Raw genomic sequence first — 22,968 nt, forward strand, 5'->3', positions numbered from 1 at the left:
TAAGGGGGAGATTTTTAGAATGATAGATGCTATTATGGATACACCGTATATAAAATCCTTACCCTTTCTCTGGGAAGGATTGCAATTAACTGTAGCCATTACCCTTATCGGGCTTTTTCTGGGTATGATATTAGGAGCTTTGGCCGGACTGGGGAAGCTATCAAAAATAAAGTTTATTCGGGGTTTCTGGACTGTTTATATTGAAATGATCCGGGGCACGCCGATTATGGCACAGGCTTTATTTATCTATTTTGGTCTGGCAGAATTACAGTTGAATTCCTTTGCTACAGGTGTTATTGCTATTGCATTAAACGCGGGTGCCTACATTGGTGAGATTGTCCGCGGTGCAGTATATTCCATTGATAGTGGACAGACAGAGGCAGGGCGGTCTTTAGGGTTAACAGAGAGACAGACGATGCGTTATATTGTCTGGCCACAGGCGTTTAAGCGTATGATTCCTCCATTGGGAAATCAGTTTGTTATCAGCTTAAAGGATACATCGGTATTTTCCGTTATCGCTGTTCCTGATTTAATTTATCAGGCTCGACAGTACTATAACGCTACCTTTGAGCAGTTTGAAACGCTTGTCATGGTCTGTATATTTTATCTTATTATAACGATTCCTGCTGCTCTTTATTTACGAAGAATAGAAAGGAAGATGGATGTCTAAATGATAACAGTAAAAGATTTGCATAAATCGTTCGGTGATTTGGAAGTTTTAAAGGGAATTGATGCCCAGGTTGAAGAGAGTGAAGTGGTCTGTGTGATTGGCCCTTCAGGATCCGGGAAAAGTACCTTCTTGCGTTGTCTCAACCTGCTGGAGGATATCACCTCAGGTACAGTAACGATTGACGGAGATGAACTAACTGCTGCTGGTACCGATATAAATGCCCTTCGAACAAAAGTGGGGATGGTTTTCCAACATTTCAATCTGTTTCCGCATAAAACAGTGCTGGAAAATGTGACGCTGGGCCCCATTAAAGTAAAAGGATTATCTGAAAAAGAGGCAGAAGAAACCGGACGGGCCCTGCTTGAAAAAGTTGGATTATCTGACAAAGCCCATGATTATCCGGACAGTCTTTCAGGCGGTCAAAAACAGCGTGTAGCCATCGCCCGTGCTCTTGCCATGGAGCCAAAAGTGATGCTTTTTGATGAGCCTACATCTGCCCTTGATCCTGAGCTGGTAGGGGATGTCCTGCAGGTTATGAAGGATTTGGCAAAGGAAGGTATGACTATGGTCGTCGTTACCCATGAGATGGGCTTTGCCCGTGAGGTTGGAGATCGGGTCATCTTTATGGATGAAGGCATCATCCAGGAGGAAGGAAATCCGGAAGATATTTTTGATAACCCGCAAAACCCTCGTACACAGTCTTTCTTGAGTAAAATTTTATAATCACATAATGAAAAAGATTTTATATAATATTGTAAGCGGAGTGTATTCTATAAATATAAGGAGTACATTTCGCTTTTTCTTTATTAATATATGTATGTTTGTTAATATGAACATATGATCATATATCAAGAGGTGAAAACAATGGGGCACAATCATAATCATGATCACGGACATAGCCATGGACATGGTCATCACCATAATGCAAATAAAAAAGCGTTACTGATCAGCTTTTGTCTGATTGCCGCTTTTATGGTTGTGGAAGTCATAGGCGGGTTTTTGACAAATAGTTTAGCGCTTATATCTGATGCAGGGCATATGTTAAGCGATGCCGCATCCCTTGGATTGAGTCTTGTCGCTTTTAAGATGGGAGAAAAAGCTGCTAATGCCAGTAAAACGTATGGATATAAACGTTTTGAAATTTTAGCCGCTTTTATTAACGGTATTACCTTGCTGGCTATTTCCCTATATATATTCTGGGAAGCGTATCACCGTTTTCTGAACCCCCCTAATGTAGGATCGGGTATGCTGATTATTGCTTCTATTGGCCTGGTTGTTAATGTTGTAGTTGCCTGGATTCTTATGAGGGGAGATACAGAAGAAAACCTGAATTTACGCAGTGCTTTTTTACACGTACTAGGTGATTTGCTTGGTTCTGCTGGAGCCATGGTTGCCGGTCTATTGATTATTTTCTTTAACTGGAATATAGCAGACCCTATCGCCAGTGTGATAGTGGCTATACTGGTTCTTATCAGCGGTTGGAGAGTGACCAGGGATTCTGTTCATGTGTTGATGGAGGGAAAACCATCTCATATTGAAATGGATGTTGTTGAGGAAACATTGTGCAATATATCAGGAGTTAAGGAAGTTCATGATTTGCACGTTTGGGCTATCACTTCAGATTTTCCAACTTTAACCTGTCATTTGATTGTTAAGGATGACGTAAACCGTGACTCGATTTTAGAAAAAGCATCAAATCTTTTACATGACAAGTTCGAACTGCATCATACGACGATACAGATAGAAGGAGCCAATGCCAAATTCCATAAAAAAGAAGATAATTGTAATTAAAGAGGCGATAAATATGGAAAAAAATAAAAATGAGGGTTATAAAGAACTGGATGAGGATACACTCTTTATTGTTTCTCAAACATTTAAAGCATTATCCGATCCAACAAGACTACGGATTTTATACTTGTTATTTCAAAACGAATATTCTGTTAATCAGATTGCAGACACGCTCCAGCTAAAGCAATCCAATGTTTCACATCAGCTTCGGTATTTGAAAGGACTGCGATTAGTAAAGTTTCGCAGAGAGGGAACGACCATTTATTATTCTCATGATGATCAGCATGTGATGAAGATGCTCGACCAGACAATCCATCATGCTTTACACCAATAAATGATGTCTTAGACTTAAAAATGCTCACTCATTCCATAAACTTTCGAAAAACTTGAAATTTCTTTACTCACAGACTTTTCTGTACAGGATTTTTTTTATATACTAAATGAGTATGGTACATGATTAGGACCTTGCACCTGGCTCAACAAATTCATGGAATATAAATGAATGAGTTGAGTCAGAAGCGGTGTAATCCTATAATAAAAAGAGTAATGTATACGTTTACGAAATTCTAATGGGGGTAGTGAAAAGTGTCAAACAAAGGGTCAGAAAGTATTTGGGATCAGTTTCACGGCCCAAACATGGGTTACGTTGAAGAGCAATATGAACAATTTTTGGAAGACCCTGATTTGGTAGATCCGTCATTAAAGGATATCTTTCGTGAATATGGAGCACCTGAATGGATATCCCCTGGCGGAACCACACAACCAGGAGAAGCACAGGAATTATCAGATGGTGACGTACAAAAAATCTCTGCGACTATGAAGCTAGTAGAGGCCATTCGTCGCCATGGACATTTAGAAGCGAATATTTATCCAGTAGGCAGGAAAAAAGATCGCTATTCTCCACTTGTTGATCCAAAGACTTATGGTTTGTCGGATGAGGATTTGCGTTCGATTCCGGCAAGATGGGTATGGAAAAACGCACCATCCAATGTGAACAATGCTTTGGATGTTGTTAAAACGCTAAAATTGCGGTATGCCGGTAAAATCTCTTTCGAATTTTACCATGTACATGATGATCAGGAACGAGAGTGGCTTCAGCAAAATGTTGAAACCGGTAATTTCAATGTCACTCTTAATCCTGACGAAAAAAAGGAATTGCTGCAAAACATAGCTGAAGTAGAAGGGTTTGAGCAATTTCTCGGAAAAACATTTGTAGGGCAAAAGCGCTTTTCTATAGAAGGTTTGGATGTTATGGTTCCAATGCTTAATCGTCTCGTTCATGAAGCAAACAATGATTCAGTTGAGCATGTACTTATGGGAATGGCTCACCGCGGTCGTCTTAATGTATTAGCCCATGTTCTTGGGAAGCCATACGATTTAATTTTTTCCGAATTCCATTCCTCACCTGATAAAGAGCTGATTCCATCTGAAGGTTCAACCGGAATCAACTATGGATGGACAGGTGACGTAAAATACCATTTTGGTGCTGATCGTGATATTAAAGGAAAGGATGAGAAAAGCACACATGTAACGCTTGCACATAACCCATCTCATCTGGAATTTGTAAACCCTATTGTGGAAGGGTATACACGTGCAGCACAGGACGACCGCACACATAGTGGCTATGCTGAGCCTGATCTTAATAAGGCGTTTACCATTTCCATACATGGAGATGCAGCCTTTATCGGTGAAGGTGTGGTTGCTGAAACATTAAATCTTTCCCGTTTAAGGGGCTATCACACAGGTGGAACGATTCATATTATTGCTAATAATCTCGTCGGCTTTACGACAAACAATACTGATGGTCGCTCCACAACCTATGCAAGTGATTTGGCAAAAGGATTTGAAATCCCGGTTGTTCATGTTAATGCGGACGATCCTGAAGCTTGTTTAACAGCTGTTAATCTCGTCTACGAATATCGTAAAAAGTTTCATAAAGATATTTTAATTGACTTAGTTGGCTATCGTCGCTATGGACATAACGAAATGGATGAACCAAGATCCACTCAGCCATTTTTATATCAGAATATTGATGAGCATGACTCAGCACTTCACGTTTATGCCCAAAGTCTGGTGGAAGAAGGTGTGATTTCAGAAGAAGAGTTTAATCAGTTGAAGAAGGATGTTTCGAAAAAGTTCAAGTCCATTTATGAAAGTATGAAGGAGGACGAACAGGATGAACCTGAAGAGGCTGAGGTACCTGAGGCTCTGACAAATGGACTCGAAGAAATTGAAACAGCTGTACCTTTGGAAACCCTAGAAGAACTTAATGAGAACTTGCTTAAACGTCCTGAAGGATTTAACGTCTTTAAAAAGTTAGAGCGAATTCTTAAGAAGCGCGCAAAAGGATTTGAGGAAGGGAAAATTGACTGGTCATTAGGGGAAGCCTTGGCCTTTGCCACTATTTTAAAGGACGGAACCCCGATTCGTATCACTGGTCAGGATACAGAACGCGGAACATTTGCACATCGTCACGCGGTTCTGCATGATGTTGAAACAGAAGATACGTACAGTCCATTTCATGATTTAGCAGGTGTTCATGCATCCTTTGATGTTTATAACAGCCCTCTATCCGAAGTGGGGGTGCTTGGATTTGAGTACGGATATAGTGTTCAATCCCCGGAAACTTTAGTGTTCTGGGAAGCACAGTTTGGCGATTTTGCCAATACCGGTCAGGTGATTCTTGATCAATTTATTGCTGCCGGACGTGCCAAATGGGGACAAAAATCAAATATGGTGCTACTCCTTCCGCATGGCTATGAAGGACAGGGACCAGAGCATTCCAGTGCACGCTTGGAACGCTTCTTACAGTTATCTGCTGAAAATAACTTTACGGTTGCGAATGTAACGTCATCAGCACAATTTTTCCACTTGCTGCGTAGGCAGGCTGCAATTGGCGGCAAAGATTCGGCACGTCCATTGGTTGTCATGACACCTAAGAGTCTTTTAAGAAATCCAAGAGTCGCTGCTGCACCAAGTGAGTTTACGGAAGGGAAGTTCAACCCGGTTGTTGAACAGAAAAACCTCGGGACGAAGAAAACAAAAGTGAAACGTGTCGTTCTGGGCAGTGGGAAGATTATGGTCGACTTGGATGAAGCACTTGATGAAAGAAAAGGGGAAGATTTCGATTGGCTTCATGTATTACGTGTTGAACAAATCTATCCATTCCCTGCGGAACAAATCAAGGATATTTTAGCTCGTTATAAAAATGCAGAGGAAATTGTATGGGTTCAGGAAGAGCCTAGAAATGCCGGCAGCTGGGACTTCGTTAAGGAGGAGCTGCAGACATTAGTGAAGGACAGTCAGACGGTGAAGTATATTGGCCGTCCTAGACGTTCAGCGCCTTCCGTAGGTGAACCTAATATTCATAAAGCAGAACAAAGTAAGATTATAAACCAGACGCTTAAGCTTTCTAAAGGAGGAGATTCCCAGTGAAAGAGATAACAATTCCTGAACTAGCTGAATCCATCACAGAAGGTACGATTTCAGAATGGCTTGTTAAAGAAGGGGACAAAGTCGAAAAGGGTGATCCAGTTGTAGAACTGGAAACGGATAAAGTAAATGTTGAAGTGAACACGGAATTTGAGGGTGTTTTAACAGAAATCGTTGCCGGTGAAGGAGAAGATGTTGAAATCGGCGATGTGATTGCCAAAGTAGACGAAAATGGAACAGCAGGTGGTGGAGTGTCAGCTGGGGAAACGAAGCCGGAAGAAAAAGAAACAGAAGCACCTGCAGAAGAGAAAAAAGCAGAGTCAGAACCAGCTCCTGCTGCTAAAGAAGAGCCGGCAGCAGCCAGTGATGAACAGGATCCAAACACGGCACCTGTGGCTTCACCAGCAACAAGAAAGCGTGCTCGTGAGCTTGGTATTGATTTAAATGAGCTGTATCCTAAAGATCCATTAGGCCGTGTACGTGTAGAAGACGTAGAACAGGCTGCAAGAGAAAAAGTGGAAAGCAGTAAAAAAGCAAAGGATTCCGGTAAGTCTTCCAAAGACGCGGAGAAAACAGAATTTGATAAACCTGTTGAGCGTGTCCGGATGTCCCGTCGTCGTCAAACCATTGCCAAGCGTCTTGTAGATGTTCAGCATACGGCTGCTATGCTCACAACCTTTAATGAAGTTGATATGACCGCCGTGATGAACCTTCGTAAAGAACGCAAGGAAACATTCCAGGAAAAGCATGGGGTGAAGCTGGGATTCATGTCCTTCTTTACAAAAGCAGTCGTTGGTGCACTTAAAGAATTCCCGCTTCTGAATGCAGAAATTCAGGGAGACGAAATTGTTAAGAAGAATTTCTATGATATTGGCATGGCCGTATCTACAGAAGATGGTCTTGTGGTACCGGTTGTAAGAGATGCCGATCGTCTGGACTTTGCCGGTATTGAGAATAAAGTTGGCGAGTTGGCGAAAAAAGCCCGGGATAAAAAGCTTGCCGTGGATGACATGCAAGGTGGAACCTTTACGATTACAAATGGAGGTACATTTGGATCCTTACTATCCACGCCAATCCTGAACTCACCACAGGTTGGTATTCTCGGTATGCACAAAATTCAAAAACGTCCAATGGTTATGCCTGACGACAGCATCGAGGTTCGTCCTATGATGTATCTTGCCCTTTCCTACGATCACCGTATTGTAGATGGTCGTGAAGCCGTTCAATTCCTTGTAAGAATAAAAGAGATGCTGGAAGATCCGTATAGTCTCTTGCTGGAAGGATAATAGAATAAGATTATAAAAAAGGCACTCAATTCATGACTTGGGTGCCTTTTTGAATTTAGATGGATTTGGCTTTAGTCTAGTGAAGGCCATAACCAGCTCGTGAGTTTTTTATAATGGTCTTCATCTTAATAAAGTAATGTAAAGACAATGGAATCTCATCAACTGCACTATATTTTCAAAAAATTCAATTTTTAGTGAAGAGAAGTCCAATTTCTGCATAAGATAACATTAATAAATCTTATGGGGGGAAATTCATGAGTGATGATAAGAGAAGCTTTGTGATATCAGAAGAAGATTGGTCTCTCCATAAAAAAGGATATGATGATCAGCAAAGGCACCAGGAGAAAGTCAGAGAAGCCATAAAAAACCGGTTGCCTGATTTGGTGACAGAAGAAAGTGTGATTATGTCAAAAGGAAAAGATGTCGTGAAAATCCCTGTTCGTTCTTTAAATGAATATAAAATCAGGTATAACTTTGATAAAAATAAACATGCCGGCCAGGGGCAGGGAGACAGCAAAGTAGGAGATGTTGTAGCTAAGGACGGCAAGCCTGAGCAAGGGCAGGCAGGTAATGGTCAACAGCCAGGGGATCAGCCCGGTGAGGATTATTATGAAACCGAAGTATCCTTTGAAGAACTGGAAGAGGCTTTCTTTCAGCATCTGGAGTTGCCTAATCTGGAAGAAAAAGAGAAGGATGACATTGTAACCACAGATACTGAATTTAGAGATCTTCGTAAAACAGGTCTCACCGGAAATATTGATAAGAAGAGAAGTCTAAAAGAGGCGCTGAAGCGAAATGCCCAGGAAGGAGAGGCATCTTTTTCACCCATTTACCCCGACGATCTTCGCTTTAAAACCTGGGAGGACATCGAAAAGCCAGATTCGAAAGCTGTTATCATAGCCCTGATGGATACCTCAGGAAGCATGGGAATGTGGGAGAAATATATGGCCAGGAGTTTTTTCTTCTGGACGACGCGTTTTCTTCGCAGAAATTATGATACGGTTGATATTGAATTTATTGCCCATCATACAGAAGCTAAAGTAGTTTCAGAGGATGAATTTTTTTCAAAAGGTGAAAGCGGGGGAACCATTTGTTCATCAGCCTATCGCAAAGCTTTGGAGGTTATAGAAGATCGATATAGCCCATCACGTTATAATATTTATCCTATTCATTTTTCTGATGGAGACAACTTAACTTCTGATAATCGAAACTGTGTGAGCCTTGTTGAACAGTTGATGGAGAAGTCCAGCATGTTCTGTTATGGAGAGGTGAATCAGTATAACCGGCATTCCACATTGATGTCTGCTTATCACAAGTTTGAGGATCCGAAGTTTAAACACTATGTTTTGAAGCGAAGAGCAGATGTTTTCCATGCCATGAAGGAGTTTTTCAGAAAAGAAGACACAGAAGCAGGCTAGGGGATGGGAGGCTTTCCCGTCCTCTTTTTTGTATAAAATGGCGATTTCCTTTGTTAAAGAAGGTGCTTTAGAAGAAGCCCGCTTGAATGATATGTTAAAATGACAGTAAATGAACGGGAAAGGAGTCTGAATGTGAAAAAGGGATTAATGGTAACCCTCATTTTCTTTATGACTACTCTGCTGACAGGCTGTAATTTGTTTAATGAAGTGAATGACTCCCTGGATTATGCTAGTGAAGCGACAGAATATATTCATACACTAAGTGAGTTTAATTCCGATCTGCCGCAGCTTATGGAAGAGGCAGCAAATAATCCTGAAGTTGAGCAGCAGCTGAATGAACGCTTGAATAATATAGAAGAGCAGATTAATGAATTTACACAGCTTGAACCACCAGCTGTAGCTGAAGATCTTCATCAGCAATTCATTAAGCATAGTGAAAACTTAAATCAAACCATCCAGCAGGTCACCGAACAAGGGGATGTTGCGATTGAACAGCTGCAAAATTCCGAGATTGTGGATACCATTCGTGATATCACGAGTTTATTAAACCAGCTTGAAAACTTAGGCTTATGAAAGTTGCCGTAGCTTTTCAGTATTAGAAAACTCATGTATAATACATTTAGACTTACGCATATATTATAAAAGACCGTTGGCGATTCACCAACGGCCGTACAATAGCCCAATTGGGGGCGACTCACACGTTAGAGCGTCAAAATGGTAACTACCCTAACTTGCTTGCCAGGCTTACAGGGTGGTTACTTTTTTATTTCAGACAGTATCGTCGCGACGAATGTTCCAAAAGAAATCATTAACATCAGCGATTCGAATACTGTTATAAGCATCACCCCCTTTCATAAAGGGAGTGAGCCACCACCCAAACCAGCCTTATTGTACAAGAGTATTGTAACAAAAAATTGGAATCATAAGAAAAGGTTGAAACGTTTTCGTTCTTTTTTCGTATATAGAGATAGGAAAGGAGAACTATCCATGAAGAAAATTGCATCTATATGTATGATTCTTGTTCTTATAGTATTATTTCCGATACAGGTCTTTGCTGTTGATTTTACCATCGAAAAGACTAGAATTGATGCGTACTTACAGCAAGATGGAACTGTAGAAGTTACGGAATCCCATACGTATCAATTTGATGATGATTTTAATGGGATTACCCGGACGATTATTCCTAAAGAAGGTTCAACCGTTGAAAAGTTTTCAGCATCTGAGAATGGTTCTTCACTGGAATTTGAACTTGAGGATGGAAATACATACAAGGTATATCGTGAAGGCGATTCCGGAGAAACGATTACATTTGATCTTACTTATACCATTCAGGATGGGATGGAAATATACAATGATGTAGCCCAATTTTACTGGCCATTTTTTGATAAAAGTAACGAATCTGATTATGAGGAGCTCGATGTATTTATTCATCCGCCTCAAACCACATCAAATGTGATTGCTCTTGGTTATGACGAGGCACAGCAGACTGCTGAAACAGCAAATGATGGAGTTGTTCATTTTGATATGGGCAGAGTTAAGAGTGACAGAAATGGAGATATTCGTGTTGCTTATCCTCAGGAGCTTTTTCCGGCAGCATCGTTAACAGACAATCAATCCGTGCGAGAGGATATTTTAGCCGAACAGCAGAGACTGAAAGATGAACGAGCAGCTTTTCAAGATAGACAGGAAAAGATATCAGATTTTGCTCCTTACATTCTTGGGGCTTTTGCCATCCTGTTTCTGGTACTCATCTGGTCAGCCTGGCGTAGTCATCAGGTCAAAAAGATAGAAGCAGAGCGTATGTATCCTGAACACACATTGGTTCCAAAAGAAGTGATGAGTACACCTGCTACGATACTTTATATGCAATCCATGCCACAGAATGCCTATTTGGTTACGGCAGCACTACTGGATCTTGTTCGTAAAAAGTATGTAAAGCAGGAAGATCAAAATACTTTCACGGTTCAGCAACGAAACACAGAACATTCCCATGAGGCATTTTTAATCAGCTGGCTGTTTGATAAAATCGGGAAAAATGGAACCTTCCACACAGAGGATTTAGAAGCCTATACAAATGAAAAGTCGAATCATAAAATCTTCCATGAAGATATGCAAACCTGGTCAGGAATGGTTGCCAATGAGATGGAAGGCCATAATTTGAAGGAGAAAAAGACAAAGCAGAAATGGGCGACAGGATTAGTCGCTCTGTTAATGATTCCGTTTGCCATTATTTCAGGTATCCACCAGCTGTTTGTATGGATGTTTGCAGCGATTACCTTATTCATTTCCCTCGAAGCATTCGCTTTGTTTTATTCACCAAAAACAGTGAAAGGGATTGCTATTCAAAATAAGTGGAAGGCCTTTCAAAGAAACTATCCTGACACCGATGTTAGTAAGGTAAAGAAATGGAAGGATAACGATCAGTTAAGAGCTATCATTTACGCAATTGGATTAAATGATAAGAAAATGAATAAGAAAAGTGAACAAATGATCAATCATTTGCCTGCAGCACAGGATTCCAGCCATAATATATCGGGTCTTCTTGTACTATCGGCTTCTGTTCAGCAAAGTTTCAGCCAAGCTGAACAAACGGTCTCTGCTACTACAGGAAGTGCCGGTACTGGAGCAGGAGCAGGCGGTGGCGGTGGTGGATCTGGAGCTTTTTAAGTAAATATAAATACCTTTGGGAATCCCCTGGATATCGATGTGGAATATCCAGTTTTTTTGTGCATTAAGCGTGTAATCATGGGTGACAATCAAATTCAACTTTCAACCACTTTTTTGTTTAATTTACAAAAATCGGCATAAACTAAGGGTGATCTTTAAGAAAGGAGTGTTACCTGTGAATGTAAAAAGGGTTCTCGTCGCTTTTGGCATTATGCTACTTTTATTCACAGTGCAAAACGTGAATGTTTCAGCACAGACGGATACATACACGGTTCAACCGGGAGATACCTTATGGAAAATATCAGTAAGGTATGAAGTCGGGCTCTCAGAAATTATTAATGCCAACCCCCAATTCAGTAACCCTGATTTAATTTATCCAGGAGATAAAGTTTCTATCCCGCTTGGAGAAGGTACTCAATCGGTTGAAGAGGAAGTAGCCAGAATTACAAATGATTATCGTTCCCAAAATGGGCTAAGTCCTCTGAAGTTTGATTGGGAACTGGCAAGGGTTGCCCGATATAAGTCAGAAGATATGAGGGATAAGGGATATTTTTCCCATACTTCTCCAACCTATGGCTCTCCATTTACGATGATGCAGAATTTCGGAATCTCCTACACCAGGGCAGCAGAAAATATTGCAGCCGGACAGCGAACCGCGCAAGAAGTAGTGCGTTCCTGGATGAACAGTCCCGGCCATCGGAAAAATATACTGGATCCCAATGTAACCCATATAGGGGTAGGTTATGCCAAAGGCGGGAGCTATGGACATTACTGGACTCAGATGTTTATAAAGAAATAATACTTAATAAGAAAAAAGTCCCTGTTATAAAACGGGGACTTTTTTCTTATTTTATACAAACTAAAATTGCTTTATTGGTTCGTAATGACGATGATTTCAGCAAAGGGGCATTGCAGTTGCACTTATTCTCCTTTAAAAAAATTGTGGAAACATGTATGGGCTTTCCGTTATAATGTTTAAATGTGTGAAGATTTTCGGTAAATCGCTTTCAATCGTTAGAATTTCAAGACAGTATTCAATCATCATAATAGGATATTTCGACAAGAAAGTCTTACTGTATGAAAGTCTTCCTGTATTCAAACAATAAAACCAGCAGGAACAAGGAGGTATAAATTGTGGATGTTGTAGGAATCTTATTTGGAATTTTAGCTATTTTAATAGTCATAGGAATCGCCTTTTTAATGTCTAATGAACGGACAAGTATTAATTTTAAAGGTATTCTGGTTATGATTTTGTCACAGCTGATCATTACCTACTTTTTATTTAAGACCGATATTGGTCAGGATATCATTTTAGCTATATCCAATGGCTTCAACAAGCTGATTGAATTTGGTATGGCAGGTGTTAACTTTATTGCTGGAGGATTAGGCGGGTTTGAAAATGCATTTTTCTTTAATGTTCTGTTGATTATTGTCTTTTTCTCTACGTTATTAGCGGTATTAACCCACCTGAAAATCCTGCCGTTAATCATTAAGTATCTTGGCTGGGGGATTTCGAAAATCACTGGTCTGCCAAAAGTTGAGTCTTTTAACGCTGTAAACAGTATCTTTTTTGGACAGTCAGAGGCATTGCTGGCCATTAAATCACAGTTTCATCATTTAGATAGCAATCGTTTATATATTGTAAGTGCATCAGCCATGGGATCTGTTTCGGCTTCCATTGTAGGAGCCTATATGCAGATGATTCCAGCAGAATATGTGTTAGTGGCTCTTCCTTTGAATATGTTCAGTGCCCTAATTGTTTCTTCTATCATCGCGCCTGTTGAGGTAAAGGATGAGGACGATGAGGTAGATATTAAAGATGTATCAGAAGCCAAAAGCTTTTTCGAAGCGATGGGGAATGGTGCATTAGATGGTGGACGTATTGCTCTGATTGTTGCAGCAATGTTAATTGCCTTTATTGCTGCTCTGGAATTCGTGAACTGGATTATTCAATTTGCCTTTGCAGGTGTAACTCTGCAGCAAATCCTTGGCTATATTATAGCTCCTCTTGGAATTCTGATGGGTATTGCGCCAAGTGAGGTTATAGAAGCAGGAAGTATAATGGGTACAAAAATTGTCACCAATGAATTTGTTGCGATGGAGCAATTTACCAATATCATGGGTGGCATGAGTGAGAAAACTGTCGGAATTGTATCTGTATTCCTGACCAGCTTTGCGAACTTCTCATCCATCGGCATTATCGCAGGTACTGTTCAGGGAATTGATCCTGAAAAAGGAAAAACAGTTTCCAAATATGGAATGAAGCTATTGATTGGTGCAACTCTTGCTTCAATTTTATCTGCAACCATTGCCGGACTAATTATTTCTCTTCCATTCTAAAGAGAAAGCTCTGAATGGGTCTATAATTGGAATCTTAAGGATTGCGACTTTTACAAATGTAAGTTTATGTGAATATGGTAAGAGGTTTTAATACCCCCCCAATCCCTGCATGGAAAGCGCCTGGGATTGGGGGGGTGTTATTTATTAGGGGAATCTTGAAATGGATAATTTCAGGATAGGTCTTTCTTTTATCACGCATTAACTGACCGTAAAACCCCCACTTATGGAAGTTTCACTTTATCACGCATTAACTGGCCGTAATACCCCCCTTCAAGTTTTGAGGGTACACCCACAAGGCTAAGTGGGGATAAACGGCCAGTAAATTCCTGATAAGTTCAACTAACCATCAGTGGGGGATGGAAAACCCCCCACTGATGGAAGTTTCACTTTATAAGAGATTTCTTTTACGATAGAATAAGTGATAAGAATGGTTTACAATCGTTTGAATTGTACATATAGAAAGGACGACAGCATCAAATGAAAAATCAATCAATTGTTTTTACCGGGGGCGGAACAGCTGGTCATGTAGTCGTCAATTTAGCACTGATTCCGGAGTTTATAAATGATGGCTGGGATGTTCACTACATCGGTTCGCATCAGGGAATTGAACGGGAGCTTATCAGTGGTATGGACGGAATTACGTACCACGCTATTTCTACGGGAAAACTCCGTCGATACCTTGATAAGGAAAATTTTAAAGATCCATTTCGGGTTTTAAAAGGAACCTGGCAATCGTTACGAATTTTATCGAAAGTGAAACCACATGCGGTTTTTTCAAAGGGTGGGTTTGTTTCGGTTCCGGTTGTAACCGCCGCCAAACTAAAAGGGGTGCCTGCGATTATCCACGAATCGGATTACACCCCGGGACTTGCGAATAAGCTTGCTTTCCCATTTGCCAGAAAAGTGCTGGCTACGTTTCCGGAAACGATGAAATATTTACCGGAAAAGAAAGCAGAATGGGTCGGAGCGATTATTCGTGAGGAACTGTTTGAGGGAGATGAAACAAAGGGTCTGAGGCAATGTGATTTCGTTAAGGATAAACCGGTTATTCTCATCATGGGTGGAAGTTCTGGATCACAGAAATTAAACGACATTATCCGGAATCATCTGGATACGTTATTGGACAGATTTCAAATCATTCACATCTGCGGGAAAGGAAAAGTGGATTCTTCCATTCATCGATTTGGGTATGAGCAGTTTGAGTATGTACAGGATGAGTTGAAAGACCTGATGGCTGCAGCTGATTTAGTGGTCTCTAGAGCTGGCTCCAATTCTATTTATGAATTTTTGGCTCTTAAAAAGCCGATGCTTCTAATTCCCTTATCCCGGCAGGCAAGCAGAGGGGATCAGATTTTAAATGCGAATTCCTTTAGAAAACAAGGGTTTGCCCGCGTCATTGAGGAAGAGGAATTACACGAAGAACGGTTCCTGAATGAGCTTGAACAATTGTGGGCAGAAAAGGAAACTATTATCGACAAAATGAAGGCCTATAAAAGTGAGAAAACGAAGGAACAGGTTATACAAATGCTTAAGCACATCAAGTGAACAGTTTTTCAGGGAGGAGATAAAATGACAGCTATCCATTGCCATTACTGCAGCAGAAAGATTCGTGACCGGGATGAGCTGGTTACGGCATCAAAGTGGTTTCGGTTGAAGGCTTTTCATTACCAATGTTATCAGGACTTAGAGCAGGAAGCAGTATTGGTTAGCAATGTCTGGGTTCCTGTAAACGGAATGTCAGGTAATATCTCCTCTGGTTTGATGCTGCTATTATCGATTTCGATGCTGACGGCAAATACATGGGGATTTATAGGGGATGCTATAGGTGTTATTGCCCTATATCAGGTGATTTTACGAATTCTCTCCTTATTGATTATTGAAATTCGGCTGCCTAACTATGTTGAAAATAAAAAACCTCTGGATAGAGGATAATAGAAGTCCTTGAGTTTGCGTTTCTTTTCTGAAAAAATTATGATCAAATTAGAAGCTAAGAAAGGAGATGTTGGCATGAGCCTAACCAGTACTTCAACATTAAATAATGGTGTTAAAATTCCGTGGGTAGGTTTAGGTGTTTATAAAGTTGATAAGGGTGAAGTTGCTCTGGACACCGTGAAATCTGCTCTTGATCTTGGTTACCGCAGTATTGATACAGCATCTTTTTATGAAAATGAAAAAGAGGTAGGCCAGGCGATTCGTAATAGTGGATTGAGTCGGGAAGATATCTTTGTTACGAGTAAAGTGTGGAACACAGAACAGGGATATGAAGAAACATTAAAAGCCTTTGATGATAGTCTGAATAAGCTTGGGCTGGACTATCTGGATCTGTATTTAATTCATTGGCCTGTACCAGGTAAATTTAAGGATACATGGCGAGCGCTTGAAGAGGTTTATGAGCAGGGTAAAGTGCGCGCGATTGGTGTGAGTAACTTCCAGATTCATCATTTAGAAGACTTAATGAAGGATGCCAAAATTAAACCTATGGTCGATCAGGTCGAATTTCACCCGCAGCTTTATCAAAAGGATTTATTAGATTTCTGCAAGGAAAATGAAATTCAGCTTGAGGCTTGGGGACCTTTAGGCAGAAGTCGTTACCTGGATGATCCTGTCTTAAATGAGCTTGCAGATAAATACGGGAAAAGTCCCGCACAAGTGATGCTTCGCTGGCATCATCAGCATGAGATTGTCATTATACCAAAGTCGACAAAGCCTCATCGCCAAAAAGAAAATGCGGACATATTTGAATTTGAGCTATCGGAAGAAGATATGAGAAAAATTGATGAGTTAAATCAGGATAAGCGAACAGGCAAGCATCCTGATGAATTTCCTTATTAAGATCAAAGACATCAGCTCCAATTAAGGGCTGATGTCTTTTTATGTAGAAATTTCCCGGGAAATATACAAGACTTAGTAGCCGTTGACAACAAGATCCAGTTTTCCGGTATGAGGATCAATGACCAATCCATGCACAGGTATCGTTTCCGGAATCAGTGGATGATTGTTTAGAATATCGACACTATTTTTTACATTATCCTCTACATTTGTAAAGCCTTTTAAGAATTCCTTTGCATCTGTATTTTGATTATTTTCAAATGCTTCAATCTGCTCCCTGGATATTCCTCTGGTCTCCAGTTTTTTAACTAAATCATCCGGGTTTACCTTTCCCATGCCGCAATCATGATGACCAATCACCATTACTTCATCGGCATTTAAGGCATGAATACCGACTAAAATACTTTTTACCGCACCGTCTGTAGGGGATGAAACCATAGCTCCGGCATTTTTTACTAACTTCACATCTCCATTTTTGATATTAAGTGCCTGGGGTAGAAGCTCGACCAGTCTGGTATCCATGCAACTTAAAATCACAACTTTTTTATCAGGCAAACCATCCGTTTCATAAGGCTCATATTGCTTGTCCTGCACAAAACGATTATTAAATTCAAGAATTTCATCTAATAACATAGTAAATCCTCCTTATCGTTTTCATACTTATTAAGGTACTATGAAAAACCATTGCTTTAAAGTCTTATTCTTAAAATACCCCCAAAGGACTCATTGAAAACCCTGATTATACTTTTACATACAGAAAAAGCAGGAGTAACATCGGCTCATGTGATCAATAAGTTTTACTAAATATGAAATGCTGGAAAGGGAAATGGGAATAGTAAGGAAGAGTATAAAGAAAAAAGGAAGCATATATACGATGAAAATGCAGCTGATTGAGGCTTATATCCCTAAAAAGCATTATGAAGAGACCAATCGTGCTTTACAGGAGTTTCCCCATCTTTCTTACAGGACATTTAAAGAAGATGCGGACATGATGCTCGTCCGTATCATCACGGAAAGCGGCCATGTTGAAGATATTTTAAACTATCTGGAAAATGAAACAAATGTGGATGAAGGCTTTGAAACGATATTACTACCGGTTCAAACCTATATCTCGAAGCAAACGTTAGAAGATAAGAATAACGAAAAAGAAAATGAGGAAGATTCAAAGCTGGTGAGAGCAAGTCGTCAGGAATTGCTTCAAACGATTGAAAAGAACAGTTCGGTTACTCTGAACTATACATTGCTCATTATTCTATCAGCCATTGTGGCCACAGTGGGATTTATTAAAGATAGTGAAGCTGTTGTTATTGGAGCGATGGTGATTGCACCGATGATTGGTCCGATAATTTCTGTAGCATTTTCTGCTATACTTGGGGATTACCCAAGGGTAGGGCGTGCATCTCTGACCTTTATACTTGGTTTTGCAATTGTTATTGGCATTTCGATAGGGTTTAGTTATCTGTTTGAAATGGGTACAGAAAACAATCAATACATTGCCCGAACGGAGGTAACCCTGTCTGATTTTTTTCTTGCGCTTGCTTCTGGTGCAGCAGGTGCATTATCCATTTTAAACCGTCTTTCTGGTAATCTTGTGGGTGTGATGGTTGCAGTTGCTCTGCTTCCACCTACGATTGCTATTGGCATATCAATCGGACAGGCACTGTGGATGGATACACTCGGTGCGTTATTGCTCGTGACCGTAAACACAACTTGTATCCTGCTGTCAGCGATTACCATTTTTTCAATCAGCGGGATCCGTCCTGTCCGATGGCGTGAGGTACAAAAGGCTAATGTGTCCAGAACATTTTCATTTATTTTTGTCGGAACTATTGTAGGAATTCTCGTTCTGGTTATCCTGGTTGGTCAGGGGATAAAATTTGAATAATCCCCTGCTCTCAGGAGATGCGGCAGAAAGGATTTTCTAACAATAAGATGAACTGGTTATTGAGGAAGGTCAAAGTCTGTTACAATAAAGGAATCAAGATACTTATTACAAAAGAGGTGTAGCTGCATGACATTAAAGATTACGAAAGAAGCTGCTAATTGGTACATAGATGAAATGGATCTGGAACAAGGAGATTATCTTCAATTTTTTGTTAAGCTTTATGGGGGAATTCCTACCATATTTCCAAGTTACTTTTTAGGTGTAGCTGAAGGCATAGACGGAGAAATAGCCATTCAGGAAGATATGGAAGGCATTCATTTTTACATCAACAATCAGGATAAATGGTTACTGGACAATCATGATTTAACGATAGAACTGGATGATGATGAACCTAAATTTATATTTGAGGAGCGGTAATCATACACCTTTCAAACTCTTGTTTGAAAGGTGTTTTTTTAGTGACCTGGGAAAATATGAATTATTAGCGAAACTTTCTTCAACTCCGTCTTTCTTCCTATTTTTATTTTTAATGGAAATTTCTTTCTTTTTTACTGTTGACTTAACTTTTTGAAAACTATATAATTTATTAGCAATTAAAATTTTTAGGAAAAGGAGGTCACGAGAGATGATTAGGAAAATGAAAATGGATGTCTGTCATTTAAGTATGCGACAACAGCGTTATGATTTCAGTACTTTACGAACTCAATATAACCGTAAAACCGTGACCTCTTTATTATCGTGTATAAAGGGATAGGATATTTTTTGTCTTTTTTGGATGTACAGGATGGGTAAATAATATCAGGTCACGGAAGGTCCGTGATTTTTTTATGCAGCTTATTTTAAAGTGAGCAGAAACACAAATGTTCAGATGATGTCAGGATTCTGAATATTTGTCTGCGCATACGTCACGGCGTATGCGCATTTTTCATTTTAAATACCTGTTTCATTTATCACGATAATGGGTTTTATGCAGGAAGGAAGTGGAGAAATGATTAAGTTTCGATTACAGCTATTTATGAAACGAGAAGGAGGCAGACTGATGATTCAATTGTCCTTTCAATTGTTAGGCAAGGAACGAAAGAGGATAGAAAGTGGATAGCGGAAATGGCTAAACTCTTTAGTAAACAACAATGAAGGGATGAGTGAAATGTTTAGTGTATTTAAGAAATTATCCTGGTATTTTAAAGAGCAGTGGCTCCGGTACACAGTTGCTATTATTGCGCTAATGATGGTGAATCTGCTTGAACTATTGCCGCCTAAGATTATTGGGCTGGCCATTGATGAAATTCAGTATCAGACCTTAACCAATGGCCGTTTAGCTGAGTTAATCCTATGGTTAATGGGAGTTATTCTAATGAGTTATCTGCTATCATTTTTTTGGGATTATACGTTATTCGGCCGTTCCATATTGCTGGAAAGAAGGCTGCGGTCCAATCTAATGGGTCATTTCCTGAGAATGACCCCACGATTTTTTGGTCATTATCGCACCGGAGATCTGATGGCCAGGTCAACCAATGATTTGAAGGCGATTATGATGACCGCAGGCTACGGCATTTTAACGTTGGTGGATTCAACCGTTTTTATGAGTTTTATTATTGTGATGATGTTTTTTACAATCAGTGCCAAGCTTACCTTGGCTGCTCTGATTCCTTTGCCAATTATGGCGTACATCATCCATAAATATGGAAGACGAATTCATACCCGATTCAGAAAGGCTCAGCAATCCTTTAGTGATTTGAATAATTATACGCTGGAATCCGTAAAAGGGGTTCGTGTGACAAGGGCCTTTGTACAGGAACGGGAGGATGAAAAGCGATTTGCCGACATGACTGAGGATGTTTATCAGAAAAATGCGGATGTAGCCAAAGTGGATGCATTTTTTGAACCAACCATTAATGTACTTGTAGGGCTGTCCTACACGATTGGAATTGGTTATGGAGCTGTTATGGTGTTTAATCAGCAAATTTCCTTTGGTGATCTGGTCAGTTTTAACGTGTATTTAGGGATGCTGATTTGGCCTATGATTGCAGTGGGTGATTTGATTAATGTTATGCAGAGAGGAAATGCTTCCATTGATCGTGTGGAAAATATCCTGGACCAGGAGCCCGATGTCCATGATCCTCCGAAGCCAAAGGTTATCGATGTACCTGAAAAAATTGAATTCAAAGATGTTTCATTTCAATATCCGGATACAGAAAGTCACCAAATCCGTAATATGAACCTGACAATCAATCGTGGACAGACCATTGGTATTGTTGGAAAAACAGGCTCAGGAAAAACTACCTTAATGAAACAGCTCCTCCGTCAATATGAGCCGCCAGAGGGACAGGTGCTGATTAATGGAATCGACATACAGGACTTCAGCCTGGACCAGACAAGGGCATGGATAGGCTACGTGCCACAGGATCATATGTTATTTTCTAAAACGATCAGAGAGAACCTGTTGTTTGGCAGTGAGCCAAAAACAGATGACGAAATTTATCAAATGCTGGAGCAGGTAGACTTGAAGGAGGACTTAAACCAATTCCCTCAGGGGCTGGATACCCTTGTAGGGGAAAGCGGGGTCACATTATCAGGTGGCCAAAAGCAACGGGTTTCGTTAGCACGGGCCTTACTTATGGACCCGGAAATTTTAATTCTGGATGATACGCTATCTGCTGTTGATGGGAAAACAGAAGCTACGATTATTTCACATTTAAAAGACGAACGTAAGGGAAAAACAACCATCATATCAGCTCACCGCTTATCCGCGGTTAAGCATGCTGAAGAGATCATTGTACTGGATCAGGGAAGGATTATAGAACGAGGGACCCATGAAGATCTTATCAAGCAAAACGGCTGGTATAAAACTCAATATGAGATTCAGCAGATGGGGGAGGTGTAAGGAATGAAAGGTTCTACGGAAAAACGACTCTTTCAATATGCAATGACAAGTAAGAAGACGATTACCATTGGGATCATCTGTTTAATCATTTCAGTAGGTTTGGAGCTTACAGGGCCATTTATAGCAAAAATCGTTATTGATGAACATATTGTAGGCATTTCAAATCCAGACATGGAGCCCGTCATTAAATGGCTGAGTCTGTATATGGGGCTTCTTCTCTTTGCTGCTTTTTTTCAATACTTTAAAACGTACTTATTACAGATCTCAGCTAACAAAATTATTCAGAGAATGCGTAATGACGTGTTTGGTCATATCCAGGAATTGCAAATGGACTACTATGTTAATCGACCAGCAGGAAAAACGGTAGCCAGAGTGACAAACGATACAGAAGCGATAAAAGAACTTTATATGAAGGTTCTTGAAACCTTTGTAGATGGTTTTGTCTATATGGCGGGAATATATGTCGCTTTATTCCTGCTAGATGTCCGATTGGCTGCCATCTGCCTAATTCTCATTCCGCTTATTTATATATGGATGCGTCTCTTTAAGGTTTACGCCGGAAAGTATAACCGGGTGATCCGCTCAACCGTCAGTGAAATTAATGCCAATATTAATGAACTGATTCAGGGAATGCCTGTTATACAGGCCTTTCGTCGTACAAAAACTGCAAAGAATGAATTTGAAGAGTTAAATGAGCGAAATTACCGTTATCAAATAAAAATGAATACATTGACGGCTCTGACATCATTTAACCTCGTTAAAATTTTACGGGGTGTCGCTTTTATGAGTATTATATGGTACTTCGGCAGTCACTCCATGTCAGGAACAGCAATGGTTTCAGCTGGGGTTCTATATGCATTCGTTGATTATATTACAAGGCTGTTCGAACCTGTAAACCAGATTGTCAGCCAACTGCCGCAACTGGAGCATTCTCGTGTAGCGGGGGCAAGAGTATTTGAATTAATAGATATACCGGGAGAAAAAGTTGAGGATAAGCCGATGCCGCCACATTCGGGGGATGTGAGATTTCGCGATGTATCTTTTGCTTATAAAGATGATGAATATGTTTTAAGGAATATTGATTTTTATGTGAAGGCGGGTCAGACTGCTGCATTTGTCGGGCATACCGGTTCAGGGAAAAGTTCGATTATGAATTTATTATTCCGATTCTATGACCCTCAGTATGGAAGGATTGAAATTGATGGCAATGATACAACGTCATTTTCACGGCAGCAAGTCCGTCGTTCAATAGGAATTGTGCTGCAGGATCCGTTCATATTTACCGGTACGATTCTTTCCAATGTAACCTTGAATGATCCTTCCATTAGCAGGCATAGAGCAATTGAGGCTTTAAAAGCTGTTGGGGCTGATACATTTATTGAGAAGCTCCCTAATCAGTATGATGAACCTGTCCGGGAGAATGGAAGTGAATTTTCAACTGGACAGAGGCAGCTGCTTTCCTTTGCGAGAGCATTGGCATTCGATCCGGCTATTTTAATTTTGGATGAAGCAACAGCAAATGTTGATACAGAAACGGAAGGCCTGATTCAGGAGGCCATGAAGGTGGTACAAAAAGGGCGAACAACGTTAATTATTGCCCATCGTTTATCCACCATTCAGCATGCAGACCAAATTTTTGCTCTGGAACGTGGTAAAATAGTAGAGAAGGGAACTCATGAAGAACTGATTCAGCACCGTGGGAAATATTATGAAATGTACCAGATGCAGCATGGAAATCAAATGTTACCATCGATATCCTAAGTCAAATT

General features: G+C 40.2%; 21 protein-coding genes. 19 read left to right on the plus strand and 2 right to left on the minus strand.

Annotation, left to right across the window (positions count from 1 at the left end; translation table 11 throughout):
• Positions 1 to 19: 19 nt before the first annotated feature.
• The 8 genes from ABD006_RS07630 to ABD006_RS07665 all read left to right on the plus strand — a co-directional run bounded on the left by ABD006_RS07630 (position 20) and on the right by ABD006_RS07665 (position 9,167).
• Positions 20 to 670: an amino acid ABC transporter permease gene (locus ABD006_RS07630; RefSeq protein ID WP_343839422.1), complete on the plus strand. Its 651-nt coding sequence runs from the start codon at positions 20 to 22 to the stop codon at positions 668 to 670.
• Positions 671 to 1,393, plus strand: coding sequence for an amino acid ABC transporter ATP-binding protein (locus ABD006_RS07635; protein ID WP_343839423.1), 723 nt, complete (start codon positions 671 to 673; stop codon positions 1,391 to 1,393). It abuts the gene before it with no gap.
• Between the two features lie 141 nt (positions 1,394 to 1,534).
• Positions 1,535 to 2,461 (plus strand): cation diffusion facilitator family transporter, encoded by a 927-nt coding sequence (locus ABD006_RS07640; RefSeq protein WP_343839424.1) that lies wholly within the window; start codon positions 1,535 to 1,537, stop codon positions 2,459 to 2,461.
• A gap of 13 nt (positions 2,462 to 2,474) precedes the next feature.
• A complete protein-coding gene (locus tag ABD006_RS07645) occupies positions 2,475 to 2,792 on the plus strand; it encodes an ArsR/SmtB family transcription factor (RefSeq protein WP_343839426.1) in 318 nt (105 codons plus the stop codon).
• 251 nt (positions 2,793 to 3,043) lie between these two features.
• Positions 3,044 to 5,893 (plus strand): 2-oxoglutarate dehydrogenase E1 component, encoded by a 2,850-nt coding sequence (locus ABD006_RS07650; RefSeq protein WP_343839427.1) that lies wholly within the window; start codon positions 3,044 to 3,046, stop codon positions 5,891 to 5,893.
• A complete protein-coding gene (gene odhB / locus ABD006_RS07655; RefSeq protein WP_343839429.1) occupies positions 5,890 to 7,176 on the plus strand; it encodes a 2-oxoglutarate dehydrogenase complex dihydrolipoyllysine-residue succinyltransferase in 1,287 nt (428 codons plus the stop codon). Before ABD006_RS07650 ends, odhB begins: the two co-directional genes overlap by 4 nt.
• A gap of 254 nt (positions 7,177 to 7,430) precedes the next feature.
• On the plus strand, positions 7,431 to 8,594 hold the full coding sequence (gene yhbH / locus ABD006_RS07660; RefSeq protein WP_343839432.1) for a sporulation protein YhbH: 1,164 nt from the start codon (positions 7,431 to 7,433) through the stop codon (positions 8,592 to 8,594).
• A gap of 132 nt (positions 8,595 to 8,726) precedes the next feature.
• Entirely contained in the window at positions 8,727 to 9,167 is a 441-nt protein-coding gene (locus ABD006_RS07665) for a DUF6376 family protein (protein WP_343839434.1), read from the plus strand.
• Between the two features lie 182 nt (positions 9,168 to 9,349).
• Here the strand turns inward: ABD006_RS07665 and ABD006_RS17995 are convergent, their stop codons facing one another.
• A complete protein-coding gene (locus ABD006_RS17995; protein WP_370521838.1) occupies positions 9,350 to 9,436 on the minus strand; it encodes a putative holin-like toxin in 87 nt (28 codons plus the stop codon).
• A 145-nt stretch (positions 9,437 to 9,581) separates the two neighbouring features.
• Here ABD006_RS17995 and ABD006_RS07670 point away from each other — a divergent pair, with 145 nt between their 5' ends.
• From ABD006_RS07670 to ABD006_RS07695, 6 genes are all read left to right on the plus strand, one after another.
• Positions 9,582 to 11,261 carry a DUF2207 domain-containing protein gene (locus ABD006_RS07670; protein WP_343839437.1) on the plus strand — a complete coding sequence of 560 codons (1,680 nt, stop codon included), beginning with the start codon at positions 9,582 to 9,584 and terminating at the stop codon, positions 11,259 to 11,261.
• Between the two features lie 211 nt (positions 11,262 to 11,472).
• Positions 11,473 to 12,060 (plus strand): SafA/ExsA family spore coat assembly protein, encoded by a 588-nt coding sequence (safA, locus tag ABD006_RS07675; protein WP_044161518.1) that lies wholly within the window; start codon positions 11,473 to 11,475, stop codon positions 12,058 to 12,060.
• A gap of 335 nt (positions 12,061 to 12,395) precedes the next feature.
• Complete coding sequence (locus ABD006_RS07680) at positions 12,396 to 13,601, plus strand: NupC/NupG family nucleoside CNT transporter (RefSeq protein ID WP_343839440.1); 1,206 nt, start codon at positions 12,396 to 12,398, stop codon at positions 13,599 to 13,601.
• Positions 13,602 to 14,078: 477 nt separating this feature from the next.
• Positions 14,079 to 15,146 (plus strand): undecaprenyldiphospho-muramoylpentapeptide beta-N-acetylglucosaminyltransferase, encoded by a 1,068-nt coding sequence (locus ABD006_RS07685; RefSeq protein WP_343839443.1) that lies wholly within the window; start codon positions 14,079 to 14,081, stop codon positions 15,144 to 15,146.
• Between the two features lie 24 nt (positions 15,147 to 15,170).
• Entirely contained in the window at positions 15,171 to 15,533 is a 363-nt protein-coding gene (locus ABD006_RS07690; RefSeq protein ID WP_343839446.1) for a hypothetical protein, read from the plus strand.
• A gap of 75 nt (positions 15,534 to 15,608) precedes the next feature.
• The gene (locus ABD006_RS07695; protein WP_343839448.1) at positions 15,609 to 16,433 is read left to right on the plus strand and encodes an aldo/keto reductase; all 825 of its coding nucleotides are present in this window, start codon (positions 15,609 to 15,611) and stop codon (positions 16,431 to 16,433) included.
• A gap of 72 nt (positions 16,434 to 16,505) precedes the next feature.
• Here the strand turns inward: ABD006_RS07695 and ABD006_RS07700 are convergent, their stop codons facing one another.
• Positions 16,506 to 17,063, minus strand: a complete 558-nt coding sequence (locus ABD006_RS07700) for a beta-class carbonic anhydrase (RefSeq protein WP_343839451.1) — start codon at positions 17,061 to 17,063, stop codon at positions 16,506 to 16,508.
• A 241-nt stretch (positions 17,064 to 17,304) separates the two neighbouring features.
• Between ABD006_RS07700 and ABD006_RS07705 the strand changes: the two genes are divergently transcribed.
• The 5 genes from ABD006_RS07705 (at position 17,305) to ABD006_RS07725 (ending at position 22,960) form a co-directional block, all read left to right on the plus strand.
• Positions 17,305 to 18,315 (plus strand): TIGR00341 family protein, encoded by a 1,011-nt coding sequence (locus ABD006_RS07705; RefSeq protein WP_343839454.1) that lies wholly within the window; start codon positions 17,305 to 17,307, stop codon positions 18,313 to 18,315.
• A gap of 126 nt (positions 18,316 to 18,441) precedes the next feature.
• Positions 18,442 to 18,732 (plus strand): HesB/YadR/YfhF family protein, encoded by a 291-nt coding sequence (locus ABD006_RS07710; RefSeq protein ID WP_343839457.1) that lies wholly within the window; start codon positions 18,442 to 18,444, stop codon positions 18,730 to 18,732.
• A 208-nt stretch (positions 18,733 to 18,940) separates the two neighbouring features.
• Positions 18,941 to 19,069, plus strand: coding sequence for a hypothetical protein (locus ABD006_RS07715; protein WP_343839460.1), 129 nt, complete (start codon positions 18,941 to 18,943; stop codon positions 19,067 to 19,069).
• Positions 19,070 to 19,462: 393 nt separating this feature from the next.
• A complete protein-coding gene (locus ABD006_RS07720; protein ID WP_343840269.1) occupies positions 19,463 to 21,199 on the plus strand; it encodes an ABC transporter ATP-binding protein in 1,737 nt (578 codons plus the stop codon).
• Positions 21,200 to 21,202: 3 nt separating this feature from the next.
• Positions 21,203 to 22,960: an ABC transporter ATP-binding protein gene (locus tag ABD006_RS07725; protein ID WP_343839463.1), complete on the plus strand. Its 1,758-nt coding sequence runs from the start codon at positions 21,203 to 21,205 to the stop codon at positions 22,958 to 22,960.
• Positions 22,961 to 22,968 lie beyond the last annotated feature (8 nt).

Origin of the sequence: Salinibacillus aidingensis (assembly GCF_039522525.1) — a bacterium.
GTDB lineage: Bacteria > Bacillota > Bacilli > Bacillales > Alkalibacillaceae > Salinibacillus > Salinibacillus aidingensis.

Excerpts from the sequence above, each read along its gene's own strand:
- ABD006_RS07645 (WP_343839426.1), top strand. The coding sequence starts at position 2,475 with ATGGAAAAAAATAAAAATGAGGGTTATAAAGAACTGGATGAGGATACA.
- ABD006_RS07695 (WP_343839448.1), top strand. The coding sequence starts at position 15,609 with ATGAGCCTAACCAGTACTTCAACATTAAATAATGGTGTTAAAATTCCG.
- ABD006_RS07685 (WP_343839443.1), top strand. The coding sequence starts at position 14,079 with ATGAAAAATCAATCAATTGTTTTTACCGGGGGCGGAACAGCTGGTCAT.
- ABD006_RS07630 (WP_343839422.1), top strand. The coding sequence starts at position 20 with ATGATAGATGCTATTATGGATACACCGTATATAAAATCCTTACCCTTT.
- safA (WP_044161518.1), top strand. The coding sequence starts at position 11,473 with ATGCTACTTTTATTCACAGTGCAAAACGTGAATGTTTCAGCACAGACG.
- ABD006_RS07715 (WP_343839460.1), top strand. The coding sequence starts at position 18,941 with ATGATTAGGAAAATGAAAATGGATGTCTGTCATTTAAGTATGCGACAA.
- ABD006_RS07710 (WP_343839457.1), top strand. The coding sequence starts at position 18,442 with ATGACATTAAAGATTACGAAAGAAGCTGCTAATTGGTACATAGATGAA.
- ABD006_RS07635 (WP_343839423.1), top strand. The coding sequence starts at position 671 with ATGATAACAGTAAAAGATTTGCATAAATCGTTCGGTGATTTGGAAGTT.
- ABD006_RS07705 (WP_343839454.1), top strand. The coding sequence starts at position 17,305 with ATGAAAATGCAGCTGATTGAGGCTTATATCCCTAAAAAGCATTATGAA.
- ABD006_RS17995 (WP_370521838.1), bottom strand. The coding sequence starts at position 9,436 with ATGCTTATAACAGTATTCGAATCGCTGATGTTAATGATTTCTTTTGGA.
- ABD006_RS07690 (WP_343839446.1), top strand. The coding sequence starts at position 15,171 with ATGACAGCTATCCATTGCCATTACTGCAGCAGAAAGATTCGTGACCGG.
- ABD006_RS07670 (WP_343839437.1), top strand. The coding sequence starts at position 9,582 with ATGAAGAAAATTGCATCTATATGTATGATTCTTGTTCTTATAGTATTA.
- ABD006_RS07725 (WP_343839463.1), top strand. The coding sequence starts at position 21,203 with ATGAAAGGTTCTACGGAAAAACGACTCTTTCAATATGCAATGACAAGT.
- ABD006_RS07700 (WP_343839451.1), bottom strand. The coding sequence starts at position 17,063 with ATGTTATTAGATGAAATTCTTGAATTTAATAATCGTTTTGTGCAGGAC.
- yhbH (WP_343839432.1), top strand. The coding sequence starts at position 7,431 with ATGAGTGATGATAAGAGAAGCTTTGTGATATCAGAAGAAGATTGGTCT.
- ABD006_RS07640 (WP_343839424.1), top strand. The coding sequence starts at position 1,535 with ATGGGGCACAATCATAATCATGATCACGGACATAGCCATGGACATGGT.
- ABD006_RS07720 (WP_343840269.1), top strand. The coding sequence starts at position 19,463 with ATGTTTAGTGTATTTAAGAAATTATCCTGGTATTTTAAAGAGCAGTGG.